This window comes from Acidovorax sp. CCYZU-2555, from assembly GCF_018413525.1.
GTDB lineage: Bacteria > Pseudomonadota > Gammaproteobacteria > Burkholderiales > Burkholderiaceae_C > Comamonas.
On the sequence record NZ_JAHCDD010000128.1, the window covers coordinates 1 to 9,797 of the forward strand.

Annotated in this window: 8 protein-coding genes and 1 pseudogene; 4 read left to right on the plus strand and 5 right to left on the minus strand. The window is 66.1% G+C overall.

Features of this window, described 5'->3' with window-relative positions; translation table 11 throughout:
- Together KHY18_RS26155 and mfd are read right to left on the minus strand one after the other, a co-directional pair.
- The coding region (locus KHY18_RS26155) for a Bug family tripartite tricarboxylate transporter substrate binding protein (RefSeq protein ID WP_249729397.1) at positions 1–318 on the minus strand (318 nt) is incomplete at its 3' end.
- Positions 319–481: 163 nt separating this feature from the next.
- The gene (mfd, locus tag KHY18_RS26160) at positions 482–3,979 is read right to left on the minus strand and encodes a transcription-repair coupling factor (protein WP_213307152.1); all 3,498 of its coding nucleotides are present in this window, start codon (positions 3,977–3,979) and stop codon (positions 482–484) included.
- 74 nt (positions 3,980–4,053) lie between these two features.
- On the opposite strand from mfd, the gene ispD reads away from it, so the two are divergent.
- Together ispD and ispF are read left to right on the plus strand one after the other, a co-directional pair.
- Positions 4,054–4,848: a 2-C-methyl-D-erythritol 4-phosphate cytidylyltransferase gene (ispD, locus tag KHY18_RS26165; RefSeq protein ID WP_213307155.1), complete on the plus strand. Its 795-nt coding sequence runs from the start codon at positions 4,054–4,056 to the stop codon at positions 4,846–4,848.
- Positions 4,849–4,885: 37 nt separating this feature from the next.
- Complete coding sequence (ispF, locus tag KHY18_RS26170; RefSeq protein WP_213307158.1) at positions 4,886–5,398, plus strand: 2-C-methyl-D-erythritol 2,4-cyclodiphosphate synthase; 513 nt, start codon at positions 4,886–4,888, stop codon at positions 5,396–5,398.
- On the opposite strand, the gene KHY18_RS26175 is transcribed toward ispF, so the two are convergent.
- Both KHY18_RS26175 and ompR read right to left on the minus strand, forming a co-directional pair.
- Complete coding sequence (locus tag KHY18_RS26175) at positions 5,361–6,854, minus strand: sensor histidine kinase family protein (RefSeq protein WP_213307161.1); 1,494 nt, start codon at positions 6,852–6,854, stop codon at positions 5,361–5,363. The two genes, ispF and KHY18_RS26175, sit on opposite strands and share 38 nt — an antisense overlap.
- 47 nt (positions 6,855–6,901) lie before the next feature.
- Positions 6,902–7,633, minus strand: coding sequence for an osmolarity response regulator transcription factor OmpR (ompR, locus tag KHY18_RS26180; protein ID WP_159916808.1), 732 nt, complete (start codon positions 7,631–7,633; stop codon positions 6,902–6,904).
- A gap of 217 nt (positions 7,634–7,850) precedes the next feature.
- On the opposite strand from ompR, the gene KHY18_RS26185 reads away from it, so the two are divergent.
- Complete coding sequence (locus tag KHY18_RS26185) at positions 7,851–8,552, plus strand: SIMPL domain-containing protein (protein WP_213307164.1); 702 nt, start codon at positions 7,851–7,853, stop codon at positions 8,550–8,552.
- 241 nt (positions 8,553–8,793) lie between these two features.
- On the opposite strand, the gene KHY18_RS26190 is transcribed toward KHY18_RS26185, so the two are convergent.
- Positions 8,794–9,588, minus strand: a complete 795-nt coding sequence (locus KHY18_RS26190) for a 3-hydroxybutyrate dehydrogenase (RefSeq protein WP_213307167.1) — start codon at positions 9,586–9,588, stop codon at positions 8,794–8,796.
- 59 nt (positions 9,589–9,647) lie between these two features.
- On the opposite strand from KHY18_RS26190, the pseudogene KHY18_RS27230 reads away from it, so the two are divergent.
- Positions 9,648–9,797, plus strand: a pseudogene (locus KHY18_RS27230) (alpha/beta fold hydrolase); the annotation flags it as partial.

Below are 9,797 nucleotides of genomic sequence, written 5' to 3' on the forward strand. Positions count from 1 at the left end.
GATGCTTTTGTTGGTCGTGAGGAACGACGCGGGCGAGATGGTCAGCGTATAGCCGTCGGCCGGCGCGCGCGCCACGGCCGGCAGGCCGATCTGGCCCGAGGCGCCGGCGCGGTTCTCGACGACGAAAGGCTGGCCCATTTCCGCCGCGAGCTTCTGGCTCACCACGCGCGCAATCATGTCGGCGCTGCCGCCGGCGGGCAGCGCGACCATGACCTTGACCGCATGGTCGGGGTAGGCGACCTGGGCCAACGCCGGTGCGGCCACGCCCCCCGTGACGAGTGCGCAGGCGAGGGCGGGGATCAGGCGTCGAAGGTGCATGGAAAGACTCCCAAAAGAACTAGATACAGGCGGTCTGCCTGCCAGAAAGCTTTTGCAATTCTTGTGCCAACCCGCGTGGTTCGTGGGCCTTTTTTCTTCCGCGCTGTGGTTTGCGCCACATGGCAAGGAAACACCCGAGGCGCTTGGCCGCGCCTTCGGGTATTTAGGCCGCCACCGCCTCGCTGCTCTTGAGCGGCTGGCCCAGGCTCTTGAGCACATCGCGCACCAGCTGGGCGCGCGCCATCGGGTCGGGCAGCGCGCGCTCTATGCGCAGCTTCTCGTTGCCGGCGAGCTTGATGTGCTTGTTCTTCTGGATCAGGCCGATGATGTTCATCGGGTCGATGGGCGGCTTGGGCTTGAACGTGATGGTGATCACGCCCGGCGCCGCATCGACCTTCACCACGCCATAGGGCTGGCTCAGCACGCGCAGCCGGTGCACGTCGATCAGCGTCTGCGCCTGCGGCGGCAGCTTGCCGAAGCGGTCGACGATTTCCTCGAGCAGGTTGTCGATCTGTTCGCTGGTCCTGGCCGTGGCGAGCTTCTTGTAGAACGACAGCCGCAGGTGCACATCGCCGCAATAGCTGTCGGGCAGCAGCGCGGGGGCGTGCAGATTGATGTCGGTGGACACCGACAGCGGCGACAGCAGATCGGGCTCCTTGCCTTCCTTGAGCGAGCGCACGGCTTCTGACAGCATTTCGTTGTACAGCTGGAAGCCGACTTCCATCATGTTGCCGCTCTGGTTCTCGCCCAGCACTTCGCCCGCGCCGCGGATCTCCAGGTCGTGCATGGCCAGGTAGAAGCCGCTGCCCAGTTCTTCCATCTGCTGGATGGCATCGAGCCGCTGCTGGGCCTGCTTGGTCAGGCTGTCGATGTCGGGCACCATCAGATAGGCATAGGCCTGGTGGTGGCTGCGGCCCACGCGACCGCGCAGCTGGTGCAGCTGGGCCAGGCCGAACTTGTCGGCGCGGCTCATCAGAATGGTGTTGGCGCTGGGAACGTCGATGCCGGTCTCGATGATGGTCGAACACAGCAGGATGTTGTAGCGCTGGGCGACGAAGTCGCGCATCACGCGCTCGAGTTCACGTTCGGGCATCTGGCCGTGGGCCACGGCGATGCGCGCTTCGGGCAGGATTTCTTCGAGCTTCTGGCGCCGGTTCTCTATGGTCTCGACTTCGTTGTGCAGGAAGTAGCACTGGCCGCCGCGCTTGAGTTCGCGCAGCACGGCTTCGCGGATCACGCCCGTGCCTTCGTTGCGCACGAAGGTCTTGATCGCCAGGCGGCGCTGGGGCGCGGTGGCGATCACGCTCAGATCGCGCAGGCCTTCGAGCGCCATGCCCATGGTGCGCGGAATGGGCGTGGCGGTGAGCGTGAGCACGTCGACTTCGGCGCGCAGCGCCTTCATCTGCTCCTTGTGGCGCACGCCGAAACGGTGTTCCTCGTCGATGATCAGCAGGCCCAGGTCATGGAACTGCGTGGACTCCGACAGCAGCTTGTGCGTGCCCACCACGATGTCGACGGTGCCATCGGCAATGCCTTTGACGGCCGCGGTGATTTCCTTGCCCGAGCGAAAGCGCGAGACTTCGGCCACGCGTATGGGCCAGCGCGCGAAGCGGTCGACCAGCGTGCGGTAGTGTTGCTCGGCGAGCAGCGTAGTGGGCGCGAGAAACGCGACCTGCTTGCCGCCCGTGACGGCGACGAAGGCCGCGCGCAGCGCTACTTCGGTCTTGCCGAAGCCCACATCGCCGCAGACCAGCCGGTCCATGGGCTGGGGGCTGATCATGTCGTGCACCACGGCATGGATCGCGGCCTTCTGGTCGGCGGTTTCCTCGAAGCCGAAGTCGTTGGCGAACGTCTCGTAGTCTTGCGGGCTGTAGCGGAACGCATGGCCCTGGCGCGCGGCGCGGCGCGCGTAGATGTTGAGCAGCTCGGCCGCGGAATCGCGCACCTGTTCGGCGGCCTTGCGCTTGGCTTTCTCCCACTGGTTGCCGCCGAGCTTGTGCAGCGGCGCGTCTTCGGGCGACATGCCGGTGTAGCGGCTGATCAGTTGCAGCTGGCTCACGGGCACGTACAGCACCGCGTCGCCCGCATAGGCCAGGTGCAGGAACTCCTGCAGCGCGGGGCTGCCGTCGGGATTCTGCTGGCCCACATCCATGTTGATCAGACCCTGATAGCGGCCAATGCCATGCTGGCTGTGCACCACCGGGTCGCCGATCTGCAGTTCGGACAGATCCTTGATCAGCGCTTCGACATCGCTGACCTGCTCCTGCTTCTTGCGCCTGCGGGTCGTGGGGCCGGCCGCGAACAGCTCGGTCTCGGTGACGAAATCGATGCCCGCGGTGTCCCAGTGAAAGCCCACGGCCAGAGGCGCCGTGGCAATGCCTATCTTTTCTGTGCCATCGGCCTCGAATTCGGCCAGCGATTCGAAGGCCGGCGGGTTGAGCTGCGAAGCGCGGAAGAAGTCGAGCAGGCTTTCGCGCCGGCCGTCGCTTTCGGCGAGCAGCAGAATGCGCTGCGGGGTCTGCGCCAGATGGGCGTGCAGGCGCGCGAGCGGGTCGTCGGCGCCGCGCACCACCGACAGGTCGGGCAGGGGCTGGAACTCGCCGCTGGAGATCTGGTCGGCCGGCATATCCGCCGCACGCACGGCCAGCTGGGCATAGCTCTTGGCGCGCAGATAGAACTGTTCGGCGCTGAGGAACAGCGACTCGGGCGGCAGCGCCGGGCGCTCGGGGTCGCCCTGCACCAGGCGGTAGCGGTCTTTCGTGTCCTGCCAGAAGCGCTGGAACGCGGGTTCCAGATCGCCATGCAGCACCACGGTCGCCTGCTCGCCCAGGTAGTCGAACACCGTGGCCGACTCTTCGAAGAACAGCGGCAGGTAGTACTCGATGCCGGCCGTGGCCACGCCATTGCCCATGTCCTTGTAGACACGGCTGCGTGTCGGATCGCCTTCGAGCAGTTCGCGCCAGCGGCTGCGAAACAGCGCGCGCGCGTCGTCGTCCATGGGGAATTCACGCCCTGGCAGCAGGCGCACTTCGGGCACGGGGTAGAGGCTGCGCTGGGTGTCGGGATCGAACGTGCGTATCGAGTCGATTTCGTCGTCGAACAGATCGACGCGGTAGGGCACGGCCGAGCCCATGGGGAACAGATCGATCAGCCCGCCGCGCACCGCGTACTCGCCATGGCTCACGACCTGCGACACATGCGAGTAGCCGGCCAGCGTCAGCTGGGCCTTGAGCTTGGCTTCGTCGAGCTTTTGCCGCACCTTGAAATGGAAGGTGTAGCCCGCGAGAAAGCTCGGCGGCGCGAGCCGGTACAGCGCGGTGGTGGCCGGCACCAGCACCACGTCGGCGCCGGTCGCATGGTCGTGCTGGCTGATGCGCCACAGCGTCGCCAGGCGTTCGCTGATCAGGTCCTGGTGCGGCGAGAACGTGTCGTAGGGCAGGGTCTCCCAGTCGGGAAACAGCGCGCAGCGCAGATCGGGCGCGAAGAACGCCAGTTCCTCCATGAGGCGCTGGGCATCGCTGGCATCGGCCGTGACGATGGCCGTGACGCGGCCCGCGGCTTTTTCGCGGGCTCCCACGCGCGCCAGCAGCAGCGCGTCGGCGCTGCCCACGGGGCGGGGGAGGGTGAATCGTTTGCCGGGAGTGAGTTTGGGCAGGTCCATGCGATAGGTTGTTGGCGCCTCGGGGGCGGCCGGGTGCCGGCCAAGACGCAAGGGTCGATTCTAGAATGGCGCCCATGAACGATTCCCTGCCGCCTCCAATTGACCCATCCGACGTAGCTGCTAACCAGGGCGCGGCGCGGCTCTGGGCCTTCGTTCCCTGTGCGGGCGTGGGCGCGCGCGCCGTCGGCGCGGGCCAGCAGCCCGATCTGCCAAAGCAATACCAGCCGGTCGCGGGCCGGCCGCTGGTGCTGCACACACTGGCCGCGCTCGCGGGCGTGGCGCGGCTGTCGGGCACGCTGGTGGGGGTGAGCGCGGGCGATCGTTTCTTCGCGACGCGGGAGTCGGCCGACGCGCCCGCTTGGCGCGTCGCCGCCTGCGGCGGCGCGACGCGCGCCGACACCGTGCTGGGCGGTCTGACCGAACTGGCTGCGCTGGGCGCGGCCGATACCGACTGGGTGCTGGTGCACGACGCGGCGCGCTGCCTGCTCACGCCGGCCATGGTCGACCGGCTGATCGACGCCTGCCAGGGCGACGCCGTGGGCGGTCTGCTCGCGCACCAGCTGCCCGACACGCTCAAGGCGGCGCAGATGGTCGATGGCGTGGCGCGCGTCGCGGCCACTCTGCCGCGCGCGGACAAATGGCTGGCGCAGACGCCGCAGATGTTCCGCCTCGGGCCCTTGCGCGCCGCGCTGCAGGCCATGGGCGCGGCCGCAACGGACGAAGCCAGCGCCATCGAGGCCCAGGGCCTGCGGCCGTTGCTGGTTCCGGGCAGCGCGCAGAATTTCAAGGTCACCTATCCCGAAGACTTTGCGCTGGCGGCGGCCGTGATCGAGTCGCGCGAGCGAGCACGCCACGCAGGCAACGGATAATCGGCTTTTCAAAGCGCTTTGCGGAGTCGAGTCAACAATGTCTATTCAATTTCGTATCGGTGAAGGCTGGGATGTGCATGCCCTGGTGCCAGGCCGCAAGCTGATCATTGGCGGAATCGAGATTCCCCACACCATGGGATTGCTGGGCCATTCCGATGCCGACGTGCTGCTGCACGCGATCACCGATGCGCTGCTGGGCGGCGCGGCGCTGGGCGATATCGGCCGGCATTTTCCCGACACCGATGCGGAGTTCAAGGGCGCGGATTCACTCAAGCTGCTGGTCGAAGCCGCGCGCCGCGTGCGCGCCACGGGGCTGGAAATCGGCAATATCGACAGCACGGTGATCGCCCAGGCGCCCAAGCTCGCGCCCTATATCGGCGCGATGTGCGCCTGCATCGCGCAGGCGCTGGGCCTGGCTGCCGACCAGGTCAACGTCAAGGCCAAGACGGCCGAGAAGCTGGGCCCGGTCGGGCAGTTGCAGGCAATGGAAGCGCGCGCGGCCGTGCTGCTGTTCAGGCCTGCGGCCGGCGCGGCGGCAGCTGGCGCTTGACCTGAGGGCGCTGCAGGCGCTGCTCGGGGTCCTTGCCGTCGGGCAGGCTTTGCGCGCGCTGCAGCTGGATATGCGCGGCGAGACCGCCCGATGCGGTGTTCGACAGCGCAAACACGCCGCCCATGCGCTGCACGGTCTTGTCGACGATCGACAGCCCCAGGCCTGCGCCCGCGGCAGCGGTGCGCGCCGAGTCGCCACGGAAGAACGGCTGGGTCAGGCGCGACAGCTGCTCGGGCGGAACGCCCTGGCCGCGGTCGCGAATGCGCATCACCACCCAGTTTTCACGTGCCTTGGCCGTGACTTCGACCTGGGCGGTGTCGGTATCCGGGCTCTTGCCGTAGCGGCGCGCGTTCTCCAGCAGATTGGACACCACGCGCGCGAGTTCGACTTCGTCGGCCAGCACGTAAAGCCCTTCGGGCACGTCCATGCTGATCTGCAGTTCGCGGTGGTCCTGCACCGCGTAGACGCAGGATGACACCACCGCATGCAGGTTGACCGTGGTCAGCGTGACATGGTCGGGCCGGGCGTAATCGAGGAACTTGTCGATGGTGGCGTCGAGCTGCACGATGTCGGCGACCATGTGGTCGCGCGCGACGTTGTCGGCCACGCTCATTTCGGTTTCCAGCCGCAGCCGCGCCAGCGGCGTGCGCAGGTCATGCGAAATGCCGGCCAGCATCACGGCGCGGTCCTGCTCCAGTTTGGAGAGTTTCTGCGCCATGCGGTTGAAGCCGATATTGACTTCACGGATCTCGCTGGTGACGGCCTGCTCGTCGAGCTGGCTGGCTTCGAAATTGCCGTCGCGCACGCGGTTCGCGGCCTCGCTGAGCTGTTTGAGCGGCCGGTTGATCAGGCGCGCTATGACGGCCGCGCCGGCCAGCGACAGCGCGCCGGCCGTGATCAGCCAGACAAGCCAGGTGCGCCCGCCCGCTGGGCTGAAGCGCGAGCGGTCCATCAACAGCCAGTTGGGGTCGCCGTTGATGGTGAAGCCGACCCAGATGCCGGCTTCACCATTGACGCTGCGCGCAACGATGGTGCCCGGACCCAGGCGCGCCGCGAGCTCGTCGTGGAGTCGATTGCCCAGCGCGCTCTGATCGAGCAGTTCGAACTTGTCGTTGGGCTCGCGCGGCAGAATGCGCACGCCTTCCTGGTCGGCCATGGTCTTGATCAGCGATACCCGCGCGATGGCATCGGCATGCACCAGCGCCGCGCGGCTGAGGTTGACCAGCGATGCGACCTGTTGCGCTGTGTGCAGCGTGCGCGGCTCGAATTCGAACGCGCGCAGGGTTTGCAGCCACGCCAGAATGCTGCCGACAAGCAGCAGCGCCAGCAGGCAGAACGTGCGCCAGAACAGGTTCAGGTTCAGCCGGGAGCGCGAACGCGCTCCCCCGCGACCATTCGGATAGTCCAGCGGAACGGGACTGGTTGCGTCAGGTGCGGAAGCGGAGGAGGCAGTCATCGGTAGCTTGGCGCCTGCGGGAAGAACCCCAGGCGCAAGGGTGGATCTCAGTTATTGCCATCGGGCACGAACACATAGCCTACGCCCCAGACGGTCTGGATATAGCGCGGTGCGGCCGGGTCTTCCTCGATCAGCTTGCGCAGACGCGATACCTGCACATCAAGGCTGCGGTCGAACGGCTCGAATTCACGGCCACGCGCCAGCAAGGCGAGTTTTTCGCGCGACAGCGGCTGGCGCGGGTGGCGCACCAGGGCCTTGAGCATGGCGAATTCGCCGGTGGTCAGCGGCAGCTCTTCGCCATTTTTCTGCAGCACGCGAGTGCCCAGATCGAAGGCGAAAGGCCCGAAATTGACAATCTCGTTGTCGCCCGAAGGTGCGCCAGGTGCCTCTTGCGGAGGACGGCGGCGCAGCACGGCGTGGATGCGGGCCAGCAGTTCGCGCGGGTTGAAGGGCTTGCCCAGGTAATCGTCGGCGCCGACTTCGAGGCCCACGATGCGGTCCACGTCTTCGCCCTTGGCGGTCAACATGATGATGGGCGTGCGGTCGTTGGCGGCGCGCAGGCGTCGGCAGATCGACAGGCCGTCTTCGCCGGGCATCATCAAGTCGAGCACGATCAGATCCACGGTTTCACGCAGCAGGATGCGGTTCAAGGCCTTGCCGTCTTCGGCAATCATGATCTCGAAGCCTTCTTGCGTCAGGTAGCGGCGCAGCAGATCACGGATGCGCGCGTCGTCATCGACAACCAAAATTTTGTCGGTGCGGTTGGTCTGTGTGCCCATGTTTGCGTCCTCGGTCCAATATGTAACAGAGCCCATTCTGACCACCTTGATGCCCGAAAACCGCGGTTTTGGGCAAACCCTGACCAACTGTTACAAGTTTTGCGCTGCTCGCCCAAACGTGTCGCAATGACTTACAAGCGCTTGCGCCGCCGTCCGCCAAAGCCTCCCGGCGTTTGCCGCTATGCTGGTGCGGCCTTAATTATTCCCAGGAGCATGCATGAAGAAATTGTCCCAATGGATCGCGGTCGGTGCGCTGTGTGCGGGCGCCGGCATGGTCGGCGCACAGACGCTGCCCGAGCCTTCCAATGTGCTGCAGCTGTCGAGTTCGGGCACCGTGGAAGTCACCCAGGATCTGCTGGTGATGACATTGGCCGCGACGCGCGAAGGCAGCGATGCCGCTGCCGTGCAGACGCAGTTGCAGCAGGTGCTGGACGCTGCGCTGACCGCGGCCAAGCGCCAGGCCCAGCCCGGACAGCTCGACGTGCGCACCGGCAATTTCGGCATCTACCCGCGCAACAACAAGGACGGCAAGGTCACGGGCTGGCAGGGCCGCGCCGAGCTGGTGCTGCAGGGCCGCGACTTCGATCGCATCACGCGCACCGCGGCGCAAATCAACGGCATGCCCGTGAGCCAGACCGGTTTTGCGCTGTCGCGCGAAGCCCGCGCCAAGGTCGAAGGCCAGGCGCAGTCGGAAGCCATCGCCAATTTCCAGGCCAAGGCCCAGTCGCTGGCCCAGGCCTTCGGCTTCCAGCGCTATACCGTGCGTGAAGTGTCGGTCAACAGCAACGACATGGGCTATGCCCCCCGCATGGCGATGATGGCCAAGGGCGCCATGGCCGAAGACGCGCAGATTCCCGTCGAGGCCGGCAAGAGCCAGGTCGTGGTGAATGTGTCGGGTTCGGTGCAGATGGTGAAGTAGCCACTCTGTTTCGCACCCGTTCGTCCTGAGCTGAGCAAGCGAGACGGGGTCTCGCAAGGCGTCAAAAAGAAACAGCGGGCCTAATCCCCCGTTCGTCCTGAGCCTGCCTCGCCGGCCGCGTCGAAGGATGAACGGCCTGCGCTCAAGTCATGAGGACGGGCCGTTCATGGTTCGACGAGGGCGCCGAGCCAGGCTCACCAAGAACGGCTGAATTAGGGCAAAAGCAAGCGCGGAGGCCACATCACTGCGCCGCCCAGCCCCCATCCATATTCCACGCCACGCCGCGCACATTGGCGCCGGCCGGCGAGCAGAAGAACACCGCCAGCGCGCCCAATTCCTCGGGCGTGGTGAACTGCAGCGAAGGCTCCTTTTCGGACAGCAACTGCTTAGTCGCCTCCTCGATGCTGATGCCTTGATCGGCGGCCTTGGCGTCGACCTGCTTTTGCACCAGCGGCGTCAGCACCCAGCCGGGGCAGATCGCGTTGCAGGTGACTCCCGTGGTCGCGTTCTCGAGCGCGCAGACCTTGGTCAGGCCGATCAGGCCGTGCTTGGCCGCCACGTAGGCCGACTTGTTCGCCGAGCCCACAAGGCCGTGCACTGAAGCCACGTTGATGATGCGACCCCAGCCCTTGCCGTTTGCCGCGGCCTGCATGGAGGGCAGCACCAGGCGCGTCGCGTGGAAAGCGCTCGAGAGATTGATGGCAATGACGGCGTCCCAGCGTTCGGGCGCGAAGTCTTCGATGGGCGAGACATGCTGGATGCCGGCGTTGTTCACCAGAATGTCGACCTGGCCGAAATTGCGCACGCTGTAGTCGATCATGTCTTCGATGTCGGCCACGCGTGTCATGTCGGCGCCATGGTAGGCGACCTTGGCGCCGGCCGCGTGTCCCGCGGCCTGCACCTCGGCGCGCGGCCCGTCGACGTCGCCGAAACCATTGAGCACGATATTCGCGCCCTGTTGTGCCAGGGCCTTGGCGATACCGAGGCCTATGCCGCTGGTGGATCCAGTGACGAGTGCAGTTTTGCCTTTCAGCATGGAAGGTCTCCGAATGAATTACGATGCATTATCGAACCGTGCTGCTGGATTGTGCCCCCATGAATGAACCTACGCTGAACTACGTACTGTGCCCCGGTGCCGCCGCCGTGCCGCAGGGCGTAGGGACCGATGCCGATGCACACCGCATGGCCTACTGGGAATGGAATGCCACGGGTGATCCCGATCACCCGCATGTCATTGTGTGCGTG